Source organism: Nitrospira sp. Nam80 (assembly GCF_965152575.1).
This window is the reverse complement of record NZ_OZ224216.1, coordinates 1,734,454-1,754,649: the sequence shown is the minus strand read 5'-3', so window position 1 is coordinate 1,754,649 and position 20,196 is coordinate 1,734,454. Positions and strand designations below refer to the sequence as shown.

Genomic DNA, 20,196 nt, shown 5'->3' with positions numbered 1-20,196 from the left:
CCTTCGTAGATCGGTGCGGCTTGCAGAGTCGTCCCCGCCATTACGTCTGTTCTCCTGTTCGGGCAAGCACATCAATGGCCGGAATGGTGATTTGAGACCCAGGTATCAAGCGGCGAGGATTCTGAACCACTTCTGCGTTGGCAGGCTCTTCATAAATTCGGCGCCACTGAGCTGTATCACCGTATTCACGATATGCTATGAGCGACAAGGTTTCACCGCGTTTTACCAAACGCTTTTTGCTATGATCGGCGGATTGCAAATTCAGTCTCGTTAATTGCTCTTCGAGGGTTTGGTACTCCTTGAAGCTCACGGTGAGCGTCGCGCGCAGCGGAACGCCGGCGGGATTGAAAAGCGTGAACTTCTGTTGAATGCTTTCGATGATCGCCCGGAACGAAAGCCCCATCCCCCAGTAGAAACGTATCCGCGGGGGCGCATGCGTCTTGGGCTGAATCTTCACGAGTTGATACACCGGCTCGGTTTTGGTCCTCACATCCGTGACCGCCCCTTCCCCCATGCCATCCTGTGTCGTATCGAAGAACAGTTCCATGGAAAGCGTCTGAGTCTGCCCCCGAACAAACTGAAGAATCGGGGAATCGATACCCGGAATCGCGATCTCCGCAATCTGAGCCGCTTTTGCCAACGTATATTCCGAGGGGTTGAACTGAACCGGAATACGCGGATCCAGGCCGGGTCCACGGTCACTCTCTTCGACCTCGATCACCGCCTTCTCCAGTGCCATACGCTCCTCGAACGATTACAGATCCAGCAGCGTGACCTGTCGCCGTAACTCTGTCGCTTTCGCCTTACGTTCGCCTTCTCGCGCCATGTCCGCGAGACGTCGGATGACTAGCTTCACAAGTGCCTCTTTCTGCTGTTCCGTCAGAAACGAGTCCCCATCGATCACTGTCACTTCGCTGGTCAACTCTTCAATGTGCAGCGGCATATTCTTTATTCACTTTCTCCGCTCAAGCCCCTGATGCGCCAACTCCACTGTCTCAACCGCCAGGTTGTTCTGACCGGCGCTCAATTCCGGCCCGATCCACTTGACCGGGAAGGCCTGCAGAAGTTGAAATTCCATCAACCCACTTGCACCCGCGCTATCTAGGATCACGATGGTGGCATTGCGATATTTCATTTTTCCAATCCTGATGTCATGATGCCAGTCCCACAAATGCTTGTTTACGATGCCTCGCTTTAGCGTGAGATTGGACTGCTTCGAACGCGTCGCGAATTTCAACATATGGGTGTTTACACCACCTTCAGCGTACTCCTGCACCTCTGTTTCCATCTGGATTCCGCTGCATTCGCTGAATCCACCGGGGGGTAAATCGTCGAATGTGATCGTGAAGCGAAATGCGGGAAATGGATCGTTTCGCGCTCCGGTCTCAGGCATGTTGCTCCCTTCCTTCCTGAACCAGTATGCCGTCTCGTGTAATTCCGATGGTGACCACGACAAACTCTGCCGGATACGGGGGCTGGACTCCGATCTCGCATAGGACTCGTCCAAGGTCGGCTTCAAAAGAGGGGTTGGTCTTCTCGTCGCACCGGACGAAATACGCTTCTTCCGACGTCCTTCCGTCCAGCATGCCCTGGCGGAACAATTTCTCCAGAAAACCGCGCACAATTCTATCGATCTCCGACCATAACCGTGGATTATTCGGCTCAAAGACCGTCCAGATCAGCGATTGCTCGATGCCTTTTTCGATCATCGATAGTAGCCGGCGGACATTGATATAGCGAAAGAAAATATCGCTCCATAGCGTCCGCGCGCCCATAACACGGACGCCTCGACCCGGCATAGCGCGAATGGCATTAATATTGTTTTCATTGAGTTCGCCATGGTCAGCATCATCGATGGAGAAACTCACATCGCTCACTTCTTCCAGCACTTCATTCATCGGCGGCTTATGGACGCCCTTGCGCTGATCGCTGCGAGCGTAGACACCTGCGATATGTCCGCTGGGCGGCACTGCCCGCACCGGGCCGGTGAGACGGAGAGGATCATCATCAACAAGGATCCATGGATAATAGAATGCAGAGAAGCTGTTTTCAGGTAATGCCTTGCGCCACATGATGGCTTGGCTCGGATCGGCTCGCTCTTCTCCGATGTCTAAGATCGCAAAACGATACCGCGACACCTGGGCCGACATAGCGAGCGCCAACTGTAGCCGCTGCACCTGCTCATCGCTAAAGGACGGCGGGAACTCGATCGAGTCCTGGCGTTCCATTGCGGGAGCGGGTGCCTGATTCTCGCAACAATTGGTACGCGGGCGCCTGACTTTGTGAGTCACTCTTATCTTGGGAGCTAGATCGGGTGCCGCAACAATACCGATCTCTGAGATAGCACTCAACGCGTCGAACGCCTGTTCGAAGTGCTCCGGCTTCAAACCCCCGAGACCGTCGGCGCCTCCCGAGAGAAAGCCTTCTTGAGGAAGCGATGTATCCAGGTCTAAGACGGATATCGACACCAGCAATGCTTGAGCTTGGCGCGGATCAAGACTGCCCTGTGCCACATTGAATAAGTTCTCGCGCCGATCGGAAGAGCTGGTAAAGGGACTGCGTAGGAATTGCTCCGTTCCGTTGGGAAGCCGCACCAGTACAGCGGACACATCATTCCCGATGAGATAAGGGCGAACACGAATAGTATTGCCCCAGGTACCGGGACTGCCTGCCGAGACCGCCACGCCACCGAATTGACCCGTCGCCCTTTGCGCTGATGCCGGATCTGCCACACGCGAGACCCAGCATGTACGTCCGCCATTGGCAAAGAAACCGTAGACTGCATAGGCTAAGTACCCTTGTGGGATGAAGTCGCCGAAGACCGATACAAATTGGGTCCAGCTCTCGATCTTTGCAGGGGTAAACAGGGGGCCGCGCATTGTAATGCCGGCGAAACCCGCTATGTCTGTACGTGGCAGTCCAATCCCGAGCGGGCTGACATCCCTCCGCTCGAAGTAGACGCCTGGTGTGCGGTAGAGTGCCAAGTCCAATTACTCCAATTCCAGCCCTTCTACACAGACATCCATTTCTTCGATTGCAATCTCGTTGTTCTTGGCATTGAATGCAGGGCCCGCCCACTTTGAGGGCCACCCTTCGTAGAATTTCCAAACGAGCGCTGGTTTGCGGGCCTCATCGAGGAGCGTAATTGTGCCGGGGAGCCGTTGGGTCTTACCGTCCATCACTTTCTTGCGCCATTCCCATAGATCTTTGCTGTTTGTAAAACCTCGTTTGAACGTGAGATTCGTATACTTACGTTTGCCCGGGATTTTACGGACGGTAATGTCCTCATTTCCTTCTCGGTACTCGATAATGTCGGTCTCCGTCGCAAGTCCTCCCACCTCGGCAAATCCTGCCTTCATTCCTTGGATATCGACGATGAAATTAAAGGAGGTGAACGGATCGTTTCTGCTTGAAGTTGCCGCCATGATGATCTCCTTATGCCTCCGCTTCCATGGTCTTCTGTGAGATGCGGAAGATTACAAATTCGGCAGGTTTCACGGGGGCAATGCCAATAAGGCAGATGAGCCTCCCATTGTCGATATCGTCCTGCGTCATCGTAGTGCGATCGCACTTCACAAAAAACGCCTCCTCCTGGGTCGTTCCCATTAAAGCTCCATTACGCCACACCGTTCTCAAGAAGGCCGTGATGGACGTGCGGATAGCACTCCACGTGGGATCAGAATTGGGCTCAAAAACCGCCCATTGGGTGCCGCGATCGATAGATTGCTCCACAAATATGAACAATCGTCGGACGTTGATATACTTCCACATCGAGTCGGAAGACATGGTCCGTGCTCCAAACACTCGGATATCTCGGCCATCGGGACGGAAGTCTCTGATCACGTTGACGCCTCGTGGATTGAGGATATCGTGCTCGCGGTTGCCAAGCGTGAACTCAAGCGGCTTCTTATTGCCGTTAAGATCCCGTGTGACGATGCCTCGCAGCACTTCGTTGGCCGGAGCCTTATGGACGCCGCGTTCGATATCGGTGCGCGCTAAAAGGCCTGTCACATGGCCGGTCGGTGGAATCGTTCTATGCCCTTCAGCTGTGTGCGGCGCAAAGATCCTGACCCATGGATAGTACAATCCCGCGTAGGTTGTATCCCTCGGTGGCCGCAATGCCACAATGCTGGCCGTGTTTTCGTTCACACTTGTGATGGCGAAACGATCTTTCATCGCCTCACAGCGTTCGATGACTTTGTCGCTTAAACCTTGAATGACCACTTCGTCAGGGGTCGCAACGAGCGAGATTTCTCGAATCGTCGACAGTCCCGCGAGACCACGCCGCTTTTCCGGGTCCTCGGTGTTCTCATCCAGGTATTCGGTCAGTGTTGCCGGATCGCTCACACCGTTCTCGAGCTGAAGATCAGGAAAATCCACTTCATCAGGCTTTCCCGTACACGGAGTTATCTTTATCAGTTTAGAGATGGCGTTAATGATTGACGTCGCAAAATTCGAGTCAGTCGGGTCCGCGGTGAGGTTATCGTAATCCTCGAAGGCATCTGGCTCCGCACGATTAGGATCGCCGAGCTTCTTCTCATCGGTAGGGTCCACAAAGTTCGCTGGTACGCCGTCACGATAATACGCTACCTGGATTCGAAACCAATCGGCCGTTGGAGTGTTGTCGACAGCTGCTGTGGCTTTCTTAACTGCCACGAGAACGTTATTGCCCCAGGTGCCTTCTCCGATTGCCTCAGCTGTACAGGTCCCGAGATCAGCCGTGGCGGAAACTGCAGCCGGACCTACCACCCGGGCGACAAAAAGACGCTGGCCACCGTTATCGAAAAATCCGCGTACCGCATAGGGTAAGAAGACGTTTCGGCTGGTGTTGGAAGGCCTGTCTATGTAATCGCCGAACCACCGATAATAACTCTGCCAGCTCGTAACAAGCGTAGGAATCGTCGGCCCCCGCTCCGTCTCTCCGACGAATCCGGCCGTACTTGTGCTGACTCCTTCGATGGGCCGGGGCCCTGCAGCTACTTCCTCTACGTATACCCCAGGGTGTAGATACTCTGGCATAGGATTCCCCCTGCTTTCTTACGAAAGCTGTATCGTCGGCACCGTTGTCGTTTGACCATGCACTATTTGATGACTTTTGCTTCCCGTGAGCCCATCAATGCCTTTCGCTGTGACAGTGACCGGGCCGTCTCCCTGACGTAAATCAAAATAGAAACTCCACTGACCATCTGCCCCAACTATCGATTCTCCTTCTCCGGCCGACGTAGTAATCATTGCCCCGGATGCTGGCATGCCGCCGGGCTTTACCGTACGCCCCCGCAAGGCGGTTTGCCGAACGCTGTTCTCCTCACCAGGCCTGATGTGCAGATCGACGTCATATTGCTTATCCGGGAGATGCACGCGAATGCGGGAGTGTTCCAAATCGGGTGGTGGCTCGTCTTTCTTCCTTTCGATCAAGACCAGAACCCATTCACCGAGAAAGTCGGTGTCGCACTCTCCGTATGTGATAAAAGACGAAGGCAATTCAGGCAAAGTAAGCTCGACCTTCGCTTTCTCCACCGGCTTGCCGTTGGGCATAAAAATGGTACCCCGTAATAGCGTCACGCCCAGATCCCGCTGCTTAAGATCAAGATTGGGAAACGGGTATCGCGGCCCCGGACGAAGCTTTATGCCTTGCTCCATGAGAGTTTTATGCGGCGGCCAGTCATGCTCAAAATTCATTCCTTGATAATAGTCGCTCTCAATGCGCCAACGATAACGCCCAGGGCTGAGCGACCCTGTACCCGCCTGTCTTTGCCTTCTCGTCTCGCCAGAAAACACAAAAAAGCCACTACGGGTCAGCCGGCTTATGAATTCAAGCGGCCGATCGTACGTGATAACGGGCGGCGTCAGCCTATGTGTCACAAAGAAACTGATCCTCCCCAGAACGGAAGGTATCTCGATCGGATGGCTTGGATCATTCGAGTCTCTGCTGAGTCTTGCGGCTGCAAAATCGTCCATCACATTCAACGCATAGATGGGGTAATGCGTGAAGCGCTCATAGGTGCGTATCGGGACCATATTCATGCTTGCGCTTCCGCGGGAATCTCCTGAAAATGACTCGTACGCTCTTTAATACGTCCCGCTTTGAGTAGGCGTTCCGAATCAATTTGCACGGTACGTACTTCAAAACACACGGAAAGGCGATACGGCTTTTGCAACGCTTCCCAGACACTGGCCAGTTCTTCAATGGAACGCTGGCAGATGTTCATATGCAATTCCTCGACATCGCCACCCCGATTCAGGGTGAGAATGCTGTTGTCGTATAGCACCTGCAGCGCTCTGCCCAATGTGGCCTGGTTGGCCGGCTCGTTTTTTTGCGAAGGCGTCAGAAGATAATAGAGATCGAGCGACAGGGGCGGGAATCGTTCACTATCATCGCCGGTACGTAGATTCGGTGCATTGCGAAGATAGGCGTTCGGTGTTACCTGATACAACCAGATAGAAAGTGTCTTCTCAGAAGTCTCGTCTGAAGGATTCGACAGCTCCACCGTGGGATTGGGGTTCCCGGTAGTTGTAAGCCCCTCTTCAAGAATACTTTTCAGAAGATTGCTGACTTCACTGACCACCGCACTAGAACTCATTGGGATTTTCCTCTTTGGCAATCATCCCGTCTTCATTCCGAATCCCGCCAAAGCGATGTCTGTACTCTTGTATGGCCTTCGTCAAAATGATTGATAGCCGTTGTGCCCCGATGGGAGAAGTAATGATTCTGTTATATACCGACGTCTTTTGATCGCTATGGCCGACCTGTCCACAATCGACATAAAAAGCGACAAAGTCATGGCCGACTTCAAAGTAATTGGCGTATTCCCCTTTGGCGAGCTGCGACCGGTCGACATCCTCTGAACCCATCTGGTTTTCTTCATTGGCCTTGTCGTGTGACACATATGCCGCCATCGTTAGTCAACGTCTAGCTCCTGACCCTGATCCTGAAGGACCTGACGCTTTTTCGCTTGTTTGCTCTGGCGACGGGATTGATTTTGGTTCTTCGCCGGGGGACAACCCATCAAAGTGAGTTCCGGCGATCTCCTTGAGAATGTTCTCCCGTAATTTTGTCTTCACATCTTCATAGGCTTTCTTCTTCTTTTTCTCTTCATCAGTCTTTTGGTCAAAGGCGGCCTTCGCTTTGCGCGCATCTTCTAAGGCGGTGAAATAGGTCATAGCCGCCTTTTCAAGCTGCTCGTTGAATACCTTCGGGGTAGAAAGGTCAGATAGTTTTGCCTTCATTTCCGTCCCGACCAGAAAGTATGCGCCATGGAAGTTTCCAGCATCGAACTCCTTTGTGCTCTGTGTCTGCAGCGTCTCAAGGTCCTTTTGGTTAGCCTTATAGTCGAGAGCTTTTCTGTACAGGTCTTCCACTTCTTGACGGGCGATGTCGGCCAAATTCCACGTTTTTTGCAAATCGGGAACCTCGGCTCTTGCATTCTTCCATTGCGTTTCGAGGTACACCACATGGGCTTGTGCGCACTTTACGATTTCATCGATGAGCTTTTTCTCGGCTTGTGTGACTTCAGCATCCACCTGCGCTTCTCGCTGCTTTGCGTACTCGGCAAGCTGCGCGGCCACAAATTTCATCGATCTGTAGTCGTCCTTGTACTTCGATTTCGCTTGCTCTACCTCGCCATTGATTTTGTTGATGGCTGCGAGCTGGAGGTTCGAATCGTTTACATTCTGCTGTTTGCTCTGAGCTTCAAGCTCAAGCATCTTCTCTTGAAGAATTGTGGGAGGAGGACAAGGGGTTGGCTCCGATGATCCTTTAGGCGGATCCTGAGTTGATGGATTTGCCATCTGCTATCTCCTTCTAAGAAAAAGCGAAAGCTACTTGGGGTATTGCACATGCCAGGCCAAGTAACCTGCGTTGCGGGAGAGTACAGAGAAGTTAGCGTGAAACAAGGAGTTGTGCGCACAGGCTGCGGGACAGGACAAGAATCAACAGCGGCGCTTATGTAACAGATCAATGTTACAGTCGCTCAACGAACTCCTGCGAAAGAACCGGCAGAATGGGATTGTGATGTCACATCGCAGCCGATCAGCGAAGTTACACATGTGACACACAATTCGTCGACAGTATTCAACTGCACTCGGCCATTAAGTGCATCAAGACAGCCAAAATTCTCTCACTACCTCTAATAGGATTCCCGTGCAGAACAGTTCTTTCATGGCCAGTAAGCCAGTATGCCTTACTGGCCATCAGTCAGGGAGCGAGGGCATCGCGCTAGATCAAGTTGCGAGACTTATTGGAACACAAGAAGAGATGACCGAATCGTATTTGCTCAATATATGAAGAGAATGCCACATATTGCCGCCGCTCAGATGAGAAAGGAGGCCGCTCAACGGTCCGTGAAGAAAGTAGTGGCCCCTCAAAATAGTAGATCATCTATGCCCTCCGCCATCGGAAGCCAGCAGGCTCATCGGCAACCTGTGTCGTCAGCACGGGATCGTTGAGCAGACCTTCTATGCGTGGAAGAAGAAATACAAGCATCTCGGCGTGAGTGAACTAGCCGCCTTCGGCAACTGAAGAGAACAGCCGGCTAAGACGCTGGCGAGGGATCTCTCGCTCGACAGGGATATACTCGCGGAGGCGCTGCAACAAAACTCTAAGGCCCACCCGCCGCCCGGAACTCGCCTGCTGCTTCATGGGAGGATTCAGGTGAAGTTGTGCGCAGGCCGGTCGCCTCACCCTATTTTGGGCGCGCCGTGCAATCACTGAGGCTGTGCATTCGCGATCTGGCTGATGCAAGGCGACGGTTCGGGTTCCTGCGGATATGGCTGTTGCTTCGGCGGGAGAGCTGATCAATCGGAAGCACGTCGGTGATTTATCGCCTGCACGATTGCAGCCACCGCCTTGCGGACATGCGTGGAGAGTTGCCTATTGCTGCCAGTCAAATGCGGCCGGGCGATCGGTGCGATTGGGTCGCATCGGTCGTTCAAGGTCTTCCCGGAATGCCGTCGCAAATTCACTCCGGACATATGCATCAAAGACCAGGCGATTGCCCAATGAGAGACGCAGTGGAGTCTGATGCTGACTAGACGGTTTCCGTAGGACCTGCACAATGTCTGCGTTGGAGTAACCAATGCGGTCAGCATGTCTATAGACAGCTTCGCGGCATCGGCTAACAGTGAAGCAAAAGCTTCCCACGATATACTTAGCCGGCACGACAACGGCATAATTGAGAATAGCACTGAAGGTGCCCGCGACAAGACCGACTTGGGAAACAATATCGGCATTTGCCCCCTCGCCCGCACTTAGATACACCGGGAAAGGCTCTGGATAACGTGGATCCGCAAACGCCTGCCCGATGCTCGGCCCGGCTATCCCCAAGACCCTCACCACTCTGAAGCGATGGTGCCAGAGAATTCGGGAGGCGGAAGCACTGCGCTGGACACCGCCACTGTGGCCGGCTAAATAAATGCGATCATTTCGATCCGCATGCTCCATGACATAGCGCGCTTCCGCATACCCCGGCCCATGGGACAGATTAAACATGGACCAGGCGACATCGACGGCGGTGCCGTGCCGGTACGGCGGACTGTAGATGTCATAGGTGGGATAGACGCGCTGCGCGAACGCGGCCCATAAGCCCGTATCCTGGCCCCACTTATTCCCTCCATAGATCCCACGCGATAAGAAGACCTTTCGGCGGGGCGCCTCAGGTAAGACATCGGGTTCTGACCAATCTGCCCCCCAATTGTACTGAAATGCCTGGCCTACCAATGGCGTTTCCGTCAGCAAGCGATACAGGCCAGCCTCAGCCCCCCGCCGAGGCCGCCGAAGCAACTCCACCTGCAAAGCATCACGCGCATTCAGGAGATCCTGCAGGGGATAATTCCACGTGTCGCGGCCCGAGATCAGTCCAGCAATCAGGCTGAAGGGTATCTTGATTACTTCGAACGCCGCGTTTTTGATTCCGATAACGGCTGAAAACGGATAGCCGCTCCAATACCAGGCCTCTACCAGAAGAGGAGTGGTATCTGGCGGCTTTTCATCTTGATGACGACCTGGAGTCTTCGGTGTCGCTTCATTCGCGTAGAGCAAGTCATAGCCGAGAAATTTTGTCCGGGACGTCCGATCGGCCGGGTCATACCAATCCTCAAAGTAAAAGGTCACACCGTACCGGATTAGCGTACGGTCTTCGTCCCATGGCAATTGATAGCCGACCATGACGATTCGGTGCTGGTGTAGTCGACTCGGGTCGGTCTCCGAAGTAATGCCTTTTATCAGCTTGGCGAGTCGCGTCTCATACAGGTCGGGCGGTTCGGTCGTCACCTTGTACAGGCTCTGCTGCTCCTTGCAGGGAGACACCGGGCGGCCACACCATTGAGAACCGTCGTCATGCGGTTTTTCAACCAATTTATATTCCGTATCGGCGGGATCTTGATCGGAATGTAAGGCATCTTCGGACAGCTTTTTGACCAACTGGGACGAACGAAGAAACTCTTCGAATCGATCCAGCGAGTGGTTCGGATCGGCTGGATCGAGCGAGTATGTAGCGCGCCATTTCGAGCCCGCTTGCCGGATCCAGAACTCGGCCGGCGGCTGTCCTGGCTTCAGCCGTTCGATGGTATCAGCGCCACGCTGACGAAGGTCGACTTTATTCCGTTCAATAGGGGCCTTACATGAGCGGCCGTTCAGTAGCTCCTTAAGACGTTTCTCGAGCGCCTCATCGTACTGTTCGGGCTTCTTGCGCGAGACATTCATTTCGACTTCCGATAAGGCCAGCGCCAGCTCGAACCGCCGCTGTAGTGTTCGAATCGAATCTTCTTCCATGGATTGGTCACGGGGGACGTCTTCGAGAACCAGTTTCACCACCTGATCCAATGGCAGCACGCATGGCGACACGCCGGTTTCGTGACCGTGTTCGTCGGTGGAGTTGATCGAGATAAAGTACGGTAAATCGGATGAACAGCTCATGAGGAGAAGAGCAATTCCAAGAACAATCGCCGTAGTCGGCATACGGAAGAGGCGCTTACGAAAAGAAGATGAATAATCCGTATTAACAGTGGTTCCCATATTGATCGGTCGATCCCAATCGATGCTCGATGGTGCGATGGTCATTTTGCCATCCGACCTATTTGGTCTTAGACAGAACCGGGACGAGGTCTTCGGCGCACGATAGGATAAAGGCGTCCGATTCGTCGGCATCCTCATACCGGGGAAGGCCTTTGTCTGTTTTGCGCGTAATATGAGGCAGAGAGAGATTCCAGCCCATTCCGAATGGGCCATTACTCCTGCCTGAGTGGTTACTATTGGGAGTACTCTGAACTTCCGCGTTATGCTTTTGACTGCTGTCTAGTCTTTGGTCCAAGCAGTTTCCTTTCGAACTCCGGTAGTCAGTGCGCTTTGATAGGAATTGAGGGCAGCGACTTTTTTCGCGTCGCCGAATTCGCTGCAACATGTGGTCCAAGTCAGGTAGCATCGGAATTCCCCATAACAAGACGTTTTCATCTGTAAGTTCTACCACTCGTCGTATCCATTTGGATACCAGGTGTATCTTTTCGGTTGTGGGAGATCAGGAAGTATGGGGAGTCGTGGACGCAGCAGAAGCAGACGCGGTAAGGGTTAGGCCTTGCTTGGCACGATGTGAGGCGGCCTATTACGGTTTGCGTCCCTGCCTACTGGGGATAGGACAGCATTACACAAGGAGTTTGAACGGGCCTTATTGGAACAGCAGCGCAAGGGCCGCTCGGCACAGTAATGTAATCGGTTCAGCCAAGCTTTAGAACACCGAGGAAACTATTGCTCTCTGTGGAAACGACTTCCAACATTAATCCCATGGGCGGAAAAAATCTATTCGCACACGTACATAGGAGCAATACTCAGATCCGGTTGACGCTTGTTCTTTAGTATGCTCGGACCTTCAAGGTTCGGGAAGGTATCTCGCCGACATGGATCGCACACGGCCCGTGAGTGTAGCCACGAAGGAACCGAGTGGCTGCGATTAAGAATACACTTTTGTGGCTTATAGCAATAGTAGTTGAAAAGATTGGAGCGGGCGATGGGATTTGAACCCACGACAACTAGCTTGGGAAGCTAGGACTCTACCACTGAGCTACGCCCGCTCTCGGAGAATGGTGGAGGCGCTCTTTTATACAGGAACGGTCGGTGGGTGTCCAGCCGTACGACGGCCCTGGATGCGACCGGTCTTTGTCCTCATTCCATCCGGCCGCGAAGCAGAGATAGGGATAACCAACCCTTCCGGCCCTGATTAGGACGCCGCCCCCTCCTCCGCTTCGGCTTGAAGCACGGAAGCGAGGAACCCGCCTGCGGGGATGACCAGCAACGGACAAGGGGAACGCCGGAGAACCCGTTCGCTATGACTGCCACGAAGCGCATCGAGAAAGCCATGACGGCCTTCCGTGGTCATGACGATGAGATCGGCATCCGTCTCCAGTGCGGTTTGGCAGATGCGGTCAATGACGTCACCCTGTTTGGTGACTTTGCTCCATCGCCATCCAGGCACGTCGGGACAAAGAACAGAGGGCATGGCTTCCTCGTCCCCCACGTGCAATAACGTGAACAATCCTCCATTGCTCTCCAGCCGGGACGCCAATCGCACGGCAGCTTGGACGGCCGGTTGGGCCGGCGGCTCGGCTGCGATCGGAATCAATATATTGCGTAACGAAACAGAGCCATCCTCTGGAGACACAAACCCCTCCACGCCCTTTGGAACGAACAGTGTCATCTGCCTGGATGCTTGCGCAACCGGAACCGAGATGGATCGACTGAGCCAGGGAATGGCGCCCTTGCTCTGATCCGTGGCAAGTACCACCAAGTCTGTGGCATGGCTCGCCAGGTACGCCGTGATCGATTCGACAGGATCTTTATGAACCGCCTTGATCTTCCTGACATCGATCCCAAGCTTCGCGACATCTGATCTCAGGCTGTTCGGCGGCAACAGCCCCCAGCGTTCCAACGTAGACCGTACGCCGGGAAATTCCGTCCACTCCGTGTCTCGTTCCGGAGACACATGCAGAATGGTCAACCCGGCCTTGGCGACAAGCGCCGCGGTTAGCGCATGCGCAAACGCGGTTTCACTGGCCTGGCTGAAGTCGGAAGGATGGAAGACGTGCTGCAAGATGGGTACGTCGATGGATTGCGGCGAGGACATGGGGGCTCCTTTGATCCTTTGTACCCCTACGATTGGTACTCGGCGATGGCGAATTTGCGACGGCCGACGCGCAGCCGGTACCGGCGACCCGGTACCAGATTGACCGCCGCATTCGGGTCGATGTGTTTCTGCTCGTCGATCTCCACCCCACCCTGCACGATCAGGCGGCGCGCCTCGCTTTTGCTGGGAACCAAATGAGTCTTGGCGACAATCTCCAGGAGAGTGATCGAAGGTGTCGCGGGGTCTTTCACATCAGCCTGCGTCAGTACGACACGGGCATCCGGCTCATCCGGAAATTCCCGAGCTTGAAATTTCTGCTGGAAGGCCGCCCTCGCCGCGCGTCCCGCCTCCGCTCCATGGTAGCGACCCACAATCTGTTCCGCGAGCCCTTGCTTGGCTTCCATCGGATGGAGACCCTTGACACGAACGAGATCGTCTGTCGTGAGCAGTTCATAATAGCGCACCATCAAAGCATCGCTGATCGACATCAGCTTCCCGAACATGTCGTCCGGCTTGTCCTCGAGCGCGATGTAGTTCCCGACGCTCTTGCTCATCTTTCTGACGCCGTCCGTGCCTTCCAGGAGCGGCATGGTGATGACCACTTGCGCCTCCTGCCCGTAATCACGCTGGAGGTCCCGTCCCACCAACAGATTAAACTTTTGATCGGTCCCACCGAGCTCAATATCCGCCTTGAGCGCGACGGAGTCGTATCCTTGGATGAGCGGGTACATGAACTCATGGATGCTGATCGGCTTCTGCTCCGTATAGCGTTTGTGGAAGTCTTCCCGTTCCAGCATGCGGGCCACGTTGTAATGGGCGCTGAGCTGGATCAATCCGTCTGCGGTCATCGTGCTCATCCAACGGCTGTTGAACTCCACGGTCGTCTTCTGTGGATCGAGAATTTTAAAGATTTGCCGCTCGTACGTCTTGGCATTTTCCAACACCTTTTCCTTGGATAGCGCTACGCGCGTCTCCGAAACACCGGTCGGATCGCCGATCATCCCGGTGAAATCGCCGATCAGAAAAATCACGTGGTGGCCGAGGTCCTGAAAATGCTTCAACTTGTGAATCAAGACCGTATGGCCCAAATGCAAATCAGGCGCGGTCGGATCGAACCCAGCCTTGACCCGCAGCGGGCGGGATTCCTTCAGGGAGCGCGTGACTTTGGATTCCAGCTCGGTCTGTTGAATGACTTCGACTGATCCCCGAAGGATCAGAGCGAGTTGTCGCGCTAGTTCACTCACAGGCGTCCTTCCTGGTTATCGCGCGTTGCTTGGCTTCCGACCCTGACAAGTCCCCGCAAGCGCTCCAGCTTTTTCGGTCCGATACCTTTCACGAGCAACAGGTCCTCGACAGCGGCGAAGGGCCCGTGAGATCGGCGATACTCCACGACTCGTTCGGCCAGGGCCTGGCCGATGCCGGGCAATTGATCGAGTTCACGGAGGGTCGCGTGATTCATGTCAACAACCGGCTGCGCCGCCGAACGACGTGGTTGCAGTTGGGATGAGGCCGTCCGCACCGGCCGGCTGACAGGAAGAGACGGATGAGGAAGGACTTCGCGAGGAGCAGCCGGTGGAGAAGTGACCTCGGGCTCTCCAAGCACAGTGGATGCGCCGTCGGCTCCCGCCTCGCCAGGACTTGGGGGCACCGTCCACCCGATCCCCACAATGACGGACAAGGTCGCGCTCAACATCGCCAGCTTGATGAGAACGGATTGAAGCACGTCACCCCCGTTTACGCGCCATATGGATGGCCCGGCCCCCGACATCTTCCATGGCTTCCATCATTCCCTCAGCCAAGGTTGGATGAGCGTGAATCATGTCGGCTACCTGATGAACGGTCGCGCCTGCCTGCATGGCGAAGGCGGCTTCATGGATAAGGTCCGCCGCATGGGCTCCGACGATATGCACGCCGAGCAATCGGTCTGTCTCCGCCTCCGCGACGACTTTGAACAGGCCGGCCGTATCGCCGGTCGCCTGCGCCTTTCCCAAGGCCGCATAGCGGAACCGCCCGACCCGGATGGCCTGCTCAGGTTGGCGCCCTTGTGATTGCGCGCGGTCCCGGGCCTGTTGTTCAGTCAGCCCCACACGCCCGATCTCCGGCAGGGTAAAAATGCCGGCCGGGACGACATCATAATTCATGGTCCGTTGCTCGCCCAAGATGTTTTCGACCGCCACTTTTCCCTGGGCCGATGCAACATGCGCGAGCATCGCCTTGCCCACGACATCGCCGATCGCATACACACCGGAAACGTTTGTCTCCATCTGTTCGTTGACGAGGATCTCTCCTCGATGGCCGATCTGCACGCCGACCTTTTCCAAGCCGATTCCCCTGGAATTGAATCCCCGCCCGACTGACACCAGGATTTGCTCCACCGTAAGGCGGCTGCCGTCTTTGAGGAGCGCATCCAAGGACTTGTCCGTCCGATCCAGTTTCTCCACCGCGAGGCCTGCACGAATTTCCACCCCACGTTTCTTCAGTTCCCGTTCCATGAATCGGCCGATCTCTTCATCCTCCAGCGGCAATAAACGGGGCAGCAGCTCGACGATGGTCACCTTCGTCCCGAGCCCGCTGTACAGCGACGCAAACTCGCAGCCCTCCACCCCTCCACCGATGATGAGCAAGCTGGACGGCACCCGTTCCAAGTCCAGAGCCTGTTTGCTCGTGATGATGTGGCGGCCGTCGACCGGGAACATGGGCAGATCCGGCCACGAGGAGCCGGTTGCAATGACGATTGCATCGGCTGACACGTTGGCCTGGGAACCATCCGTCTTGATGACGCGAAGCGTCTTTGCATCCGCCAGTTCCCCTGTCCCCTGGAGATGCTCGATGCCCCAGGTGGCAAACAGTGTGGCGATTCCTTTCACCAAGCCGGACACCACCTTGTTTTTGCGGGCCACCATGGAGGTGGCGTTGTAGGTGAACCCGGCCGTCAATTCGATGCCGAGATCCGCAGACTTCTTGATCTTGTCCCCCAGATCGACGACCGACAGCAGGGCTTTACTGGGAATGCAGCCCCAGTTGAGACACACACCGCCGAGCGTCTGGTTTTCTACGACGGTGACGCGCGCGCCAAGCTGGGCGGCCCGGATTGCTGCGACATAGCCGCCTGGGCCGGCCCCTAGAATGGCAATGTGCTTCATAAAAATTGTGTGATTGTGTGATTGTGCGACTTACTTTTTCTGCGTGCCGAGGAATTGCTCGTACTGCTGGGCGGTCATCAGTTTGTCGATATCGGCTGGATCCGTGAGGTCGATGACCGCCATCCAGCCCTTGCCGTACGGGTCGGAATTAACCACTTCGGGATGATCCTTGAGATCGCCGTTGACCTTGGCGACCGTGCCGCTCACAGGGGTATAAATGGTGGATGTCGTTTTCGTCGATTCCACTTCCCCGATCTGATCCCCGGCCGTGACTGTGGTCCCGACTTTTGGCAGATCGATGAAGACGATATCGCCGAGCGCATCCTGCGCAAAATGGCTGATCCCGATCGTCGCCTGCTTGCCTTCGACGCGGGCCCATTCATGCTCCTGATGATAGCGAAGATTGGACGGTATCATGATTTCCTCTTTTCAGCTGAGATAGACAACAGGTGTCCGGATCGCGATCCTAGAAAAGGGCGGCGGCTTTGTCAAGGAAGGCTCTCCCCCTGATCCGGCACCAGAAGCACATTGACGTCTTCACGGATGCGAACCCGATCGGCCTGTTGCAAAAGTTGACCCGGCTCCATTCGGCTGTTCAATCCCTTGACGCGGGCCAGGACCCAAAGTTGCTGCGTGGTCGGCTGGCCTACGACCGGCTTCCGCAACGCTTTCGTTTCGGCATTCTTCACCAATGCCGCCATCTGCTGCAGATCAGTAAGCCGCGCAGGGCCGTTCAAGAGAATATCGAACCCGCGGCGGCTGGCTTCGGCCACGTCTTCGCCGTAATTCACCAAGGCGGACAAGGGTTCGGAGGCCGCATCCGAGTGCACCTCGAGAATCACGCGCAGTCCATGTCGCACTTGCTGCAACGCGCGCCTGACTTGGGCCAGCGCATCGAGTTCCTGGCGGGCTTTCCATCCCACCCAATGCCATAACGTGCCGGCCGCCTGTTCCTTGGTAATCGACGCATGCGGCTGAGAAAGCGACTCCGTATTCTGTACGGTCCCGGCCGATTTGGCCAAGGCCGCCATGACATCCGCGGACGTCTCCTGATACTGAGCTTGAAATCCGGCAAGCGCCGCCTCTCCTATTTCATAGGCAAAACTGTTTCGGCTTCGCGTTCGGATCAGCAGCCCGTCGATATCCGCCCTGGTCAAATCAGACAACAGGGCTGATAAATGGGTATTAACGGAAGGATTCAGAACATCGAGCGTGGTCCAGGGCCGGACGATGCGGTTGCGTGGATCGAAGACGGACAACTGCCACTCGCCCCGGGCGTCGAGCCAAGGCGCGCGCAAGAGATCGATCACGGCCACCACCGAGAGTCCGGCGCGATGCGCCTCCGGAACTAGGTCGTTCAGGATCGGCCGAACCACCGGCGCATGCACCGTGGCAAATAACACGCCGGCATGTCGACTATCCGAACCTTGGTCATCGGATGGCATCGCGTGCACCCGGTCGGCACACCTCGCATCGCAACTGACGTCGAGCATCAAGACGGTCACACCGGAGGCGCGCGTCTTCTGCAACCACACGTCTGGTGTGGGCAAGGACGCTACGCTGACCGGCGACACGAGCAAGGCCGTATGCCCGTGGATGGCATGCTGAAAGACCACTCCTTCGCGCCGCAAGCCATCCAGTCGTTGCGTGGCCTGGATCTGGAAGGAGTCGGTCGGGATCAACAGCGGCTCCATGGCGAGCAAGGCTTGATATTCGGACACGGCCGCCTGCAGATCGCCGGCCTGCTCGAGCGATTGACCGAGGCGCCAATGCCCTTCCCCTTGGCGCGGCGATTTGGGATAGACGACGAGAAACCGTTTGAGAGTCCGGATTGCTTCTTCGTGCCGCCCTTCCTCCTGTGCCGTGACGGCGCCGTCCCAGAGCCGATTTTCGGCTTCCACGGAAGGATCCGCCGCAGCTCCCGAAGAACCGGGCGCAGACGTCGTTGTGCAGGCCGTCCAGAGACAGGCAGCCACCAAACCCGACAGGATGGACAGTGGAAGACGAGTCAAACGATAAACCCGCGGGAGAGAAAAGAGAGCCTACCCGACCAGTTCCATCTCCGGAAAGAAATAGCCGATCTCGAAGGCGGCCGTTTCCGGTGAATCCGACCCGTGGACCGCATTGAACTCGATATTCGTGCCATGCAGCTTCCGCAGGGTGCCCGCGTCCGCCTTGGCCGGATCGGTGGCGCCCATCAGTTCGCGGTTCTTCTTGATCGCATTGTCCCCCTGAAGCACGAGGACTACCACCGGGCCGGACGACATGAACCCGCACAGGCTGTCAAAGAACGGCCGCGCCTTATGGACGGCATAAAATCCCTGCGCCGTTGCCTTGGAGAGATGCATCATCTTTATCGCCACCGGCTTCAGGCCCGCCTTTTCATACCGGCCGATCACATCGCCGATCACATTCTTTTTCACTGCGTCCGGTTTGATAATCGCTAACGTCCGTTCACTCATGGGATAACATTCCTCTCGGCTGTATGATCGTGCGCTAAGCAACAGGCAGGATCACGGGTCCAGAAAACGATTGTGTCCGGATTCTATAGAAGGTGCGCGGTGAGAAACAAGTCATTACCACATGAAGGCCACCCCATGAAGTACTACACAGCAATCACCGCATCCCTGCCTTTGTCCGACGAGGTGGGCCGCCAGGAATTGATCGCGCTCGATTCCCACCGCCGCCTCGCCATTGCGCTCGTGCGACAAGGCAAGTCCGCTGACGCATTGTGCCTCACGCTCAGCGTGCGGTGGAGATCTTCAGCCGCCTCGGCTCGTCCAACGTCGAAGCAGCTCGCGCAACTCTCAAGGAGGCTGGATCGAATAGTGACTCATCTCGGTATGTTTCTGATGCCTACTCTGCATGCAATAGGCAATGGAGCGATGACTCTATTGCTGAAAGTGCCGCTGCAGCTCCCCCGGCTGGAAGACACCCCGTTCGGTGATGATGCCGGTGATGAGCTCGGCCGGCGTCACGTCAAAGGCAGGATTGTACACGTCGATCCCGGAGGGCGCGATCGGATCTCCGCCGTGGACCCTTGTCACTTCTGACGGATTGCGTTGTTCGATCGGGATGTCCCGGCCGGATTTCGTCCCAAGATCAATGGTCGAGTAGGGGGCGGCCACGTAGAACGGAATGCCATGGGCTTTCGCGAGGACGGCGACCGAGTAGGTTCCGATTTTATTCGCCACGTCGCCGTTGGCGGCGATCCGGTCGGCGCCAACGATGCAGAGTTGGATCATGCCTTGTCTCATGAGTGAGCCGGCCATGTTATCGGTGATCAACGTGACAGGGATCTTGTCCTCCATCAGTTCCCACGCCGTCAGCCGAGCCCCCTGAAGCACCGGCCTCGTCTCGTCGGCGATGACCTTGATCTTTTTTCCGGCTTCCCAGGCGGCGCGCACCACGCCCAATGCCGTTCCATATCCCGCGGTGGCCAAAGCCCCCGCATTGCAATGAGTCAGAATCGTCTGGCCGTCTTGGATGAGACCGGCGCCGTGGCGGCCCATGGTTTTGCATAGCGTGATATCTTCATCGAGTATGGCCTGAGATTCTTTGATCAGTTCCCCTTTGATCTCATCGATCGGCGCCGCGCGGAGGCTCCTCAATTTTCGCTTCATGCGGTCGATCGCCCAGAACAGATTCACGGCGGTCGGTCTCGTGGCGGCGAGATGATCGCAGATGGTCAGGACGGATTTGGAAAATCCGTCGTAGTCGGCTGCCTCCAGCGATCGGGCGCCGAGCGCGATTCCCATGGCGGCTGTCACGCCGATCGCGGGGGCCCCCCGAACTTTAAGCTCTCGAATGGCTCGCCCGACAGCCACATAGTCGCGGCACATCAGGAATTCGACATGTTGGGGTAGCCGGCTTTGATCCAACAGGCAAACGGCGTTATCTTTCCATGCTACCGTCGGCACCATGGGACACATCTCCGTGACAAA

At 55.8% G+C, this 20,196-nt stretch carries 20 protein-coding genes, 1 tRNA gene and 1 pseudogene; 1 reads left to right on the top strand and 21 read right to left on the bottom strand.

Annotated elements, in window-relative coordinates:
- Window positions 1-40 precede the first annotated feature (40 nt).
- From ACWGXE_RS08265 to ACWGXE_RS08220, 10 genes are all read right to left on the bottom strand, one after another.
- The gene (locus ACWGXE_RS08265; RefSeq protein WP_447602810.1) at window positions 41-739 is read right to left on the bottom strand and encodes a CIS tube protein; all 699 of its coding nucleotides are present in this window, start codon (window positions 737-739) and stop codon (window positions 41-43) included.
- 15 nt (window positions 740-754) lie between these two features.
- On the bottom strand, window positions 755-943 hold the full coding sequence (locus tag ACWGXE_RS08260) for a hypothetical protein (protein ID WP_447602808.1): 189 nt from the start codon (window positions 941-943) through the stop codon (window positions 755-757).
- Between the two features lie 9 nt (window positions 944-952).
- On the bottom strand, window positions 953-1,393 hold the full coding sequence (locus ACWGXE_RS08255; RefSeq protein WP_447602806.1) for a phage tail protein: 441 nt from the start codon (window positions 1,391-1,393) through the stop codon (window positions 953-955).
- Window positions 1,386-2,984: a phage tail sheath family protein gene (locus ACWGXE_RS08250; protein WP_447602804.1), complete on the bottom strand. Its 1,599-nt coding sequence runs from the start codon at window positions 2,982-2,984 to the stop codon at window positions 1,386-1,388. The genes ACWGXE_RS08255 and ACWGXE_RS08250 overlap by 8 nt, the downstream gene beginning before the upstream one ends.
- A gap of 6 nt (window positions 2,985-2,990) precedes the next feature.
- Complete coding sequence (locus ACWGXE_RS08245) at window positions 2,991-3,425, bottom strand: phage tail protein (protein ID WP_447602802.1); 435 nt, start codon at window positions 3,423-3,425, stop codon at window positions 2,991-2,993.
- A 10-nt stretch (window positions 3,426-3,435) separates the two neighbouring features.
- Window positions 3,436-4,656 (bottom strand): phage tail sheath family protein, encoded by a 1,221-nt coding sequence (locus ACWGXE_RS08240; RefSeq protein WP_447602800.1) that lies wholly within the window; start codon window positions 4,654-4,656, stop codon window positions 3,436-3,438.
- Window positions 4,657-5,037: 381 nt separating this feature from the next.
- Entirely contained in the window at window positions 5,038-6,024 is a 987-nt protein-coding gene (locus ACWGXE_RS08235) for a hypothetical protein (RefSeq protein WP_447602799.1), read from the bottom strand.
- The gene (locus ACWGXE_RS08230) at window positions 6,021-6,581 is read right to left on the bottom strand and encodes a DUF4255 domain-containing protein (protein ID WP_447602797.1); all 561 of its coding nucleotides are present in this window, start codon (window positions 6,579-6,581) and stop codon (window positions 6,021-6,023) included. Before ACWGXE_RS08230 ends, ACWGXE_RS08235 begins: the two co-directional genes overlap by 4 nt.
- Window positions 6,571-6,885, bottom strand: a complete 315-nt coding sequence (locus tag ACWGXE_RS08225; RefSeq protein WP_447602796.1) for a DUF3467 domain-containing protein — start codon at window positions 6,883-6,885, stop codon at window positions 6,571-6,573. The genes ACWGXE_RS08230 and ACWGXE_RS08225 overlap by 11 nt, the downstream gene beginning before the upstream one ends.
- An 18-nt stretch (window positions 6,886-6,903) precedes the next feature.
- Entirely contained in the window at window positions 6,904-7,788 is an 885-nt protein-coding gene (locus tag ACWGXE_RS08220) for a hypothetical protein (RefSeq protein ID WP_447602794.1), read from the bottom strand.
- Window positions 7,789-8,365: 577 nt separating this feature from the next.
- Between ACWGXE_RS08220 and ACWGXE_RS08215 the strand changes: the two genes are divergently transcribed.
- On the top strand, window positions 8,366-8,518 hold the full coding sequence (locus ACWGXE_RS08215; RefSeq protein ID WP_447603907.1) for a transposase: 153 nt from the start codon (window positions 8,366-8,368) through the stop codon (window positions 8,516-8,518).
- Window positions 8,519-8,869: 351 nt separating this feature from the next.
- Here the strand turns inward: ACWGXE_RS08215 and ACWGXE_RS08210 are convergent, their stop codons facing one another.
- The 11 genes and pseudogenes from ACWGXE_RS08210 to mtnA all read right to left on the bottom strand — a co-directional run bounded on the left by ACWGXE_RS08210 (window position 8,870) and on the right by mtnA (window position 20,175).
- Window positions 8,870-11,056, bottom strand: coding sequence for a hypothetical protein (locus ACWGXE_RS08210; RefSeq protein WP_447602792.1), 2,187 nt, complete (start codon window positions 11,054-11,056; stop codon window positions 8,870-8,872).
- Window positions 11,057-11,084: 28 nt separating this feature from the next.
- Window positions 11,085-11,246: pseudogene (locus tag ACWGXE_RS08205) on the bottom strand (SpvB/TcaC N-terminal domain-containing protein); the annotation flags it as partial.
- Window positions 11,247-11,985: 739 nt separating this feature from the next.
- A tRNA-Gly gene (locus ACWGXE_RS08200) sits at window positions 11,986-12,060 on the bottom strand.
- 146 nt (window positions 12,061-12,206) lie between these two features.
- Window positions 12,207-13,109, bottom strand: a complete 903-nt coding sequence (locus ACWGXE_RS08195; protein WP_447602790.1) for a universal stress protein — start codon at window positions 13,107-13,109, stop codon at window positions 12,207-12,209.
- Window positions 13,110-13,135: 26 nt separating this feature from the next.
- Window positions 13,136-14,353, bottom strand: a complete 1,218-nt coding sequence (gene tyrS, locus ACWGXE_RS08190) for a tyrosine--tRNA ligase (protein ID WP_447602788.1) — start codon at window positions 14,351-14,353, stop codon at window positions 13,136-13,138.
- Entirely contained in the window at window positions 14,350-14,832 is a 483-nt protein-coding gene (locus ACWGXE_RS08185) for a ComEA family DNA-binding protein (protein WP_447602786.1), read from the bottom strand. The genes tyrS and ACWGXE_RS08185 overlap by 4 nt, the downstream gene beginning before the upstream one ends.
- 1 nt (window position 14,833) lies before the next feature.
- Window positions 14,834-16,252, bottom strand: a complete 1,419-nt coding sequence (gene lpdA / locus ACWGXE_RS08180) for a dihydrolipoyl dehydrogenase (RefSeq protein ID WP_447602784.1) — start codon at window positions 16,250-16,252, stop codon at window positions 14,834-14,836.
- A gap of 30 nt (window positions 16,253-16,282) precedes the next feature.
- On the bottom strand, window positions 16,283-16,669 hold the full coding sequence (gene gcvH, locus ACWGXE_RS08175; protein ID WP_447602783.1) for a glycine cleavage system protein GcvH: 387 nt from the start codon (window positions 16,667-16,669) through the stop codon (window positions 16,283-16,285).
- Between the two features lie 71 nt (window positions 16,670-16,740).
- Window positions 16,741-18,153, bottom strand: a complete 1,413-nt coding sequence (locus tag ACWGXE_RS08170; protein ID WP_447602781.1) for a tetratricopeptide repeat protein — start codon at window positions 18,151-18,153, stop codon at window positions 16,741-16,743.
- Window positions 18,154-18,294: 141 nt separating this feature from the next.
- Window positions 18,295-18,714 (bottom strand): nucleoside-diphosphate kinase, encoded by a 420-nt coding sequence (ndk, locus tag ACWGXE_RS08165; protein ID WP_447602779.1) that lies wholly within the window; start codon window positions 18,712-18,714, stop codon window positions 18,295-18,297.
- 429 nt (window positions 18,715-19,143) lie between these two features.
- Window positions 19,144-20,175 carry an S-methyl-5-thioribose-1-phosphate isomerase gene (mtnA, locus tag ACWGXE_RS08160; RefSeq protein ID WP_447602777.1) on the bottom strand — a complete coding sequence of 344 codons (1,032 nt, stop codon included), beginning with the start codon at window positions 20,173-20,175 and terminating at the stop codon, window positions 19,144-19,146.
- Between the last annotated feature and the right edge of the window lie 21 nt (window positions 20,176-20,196).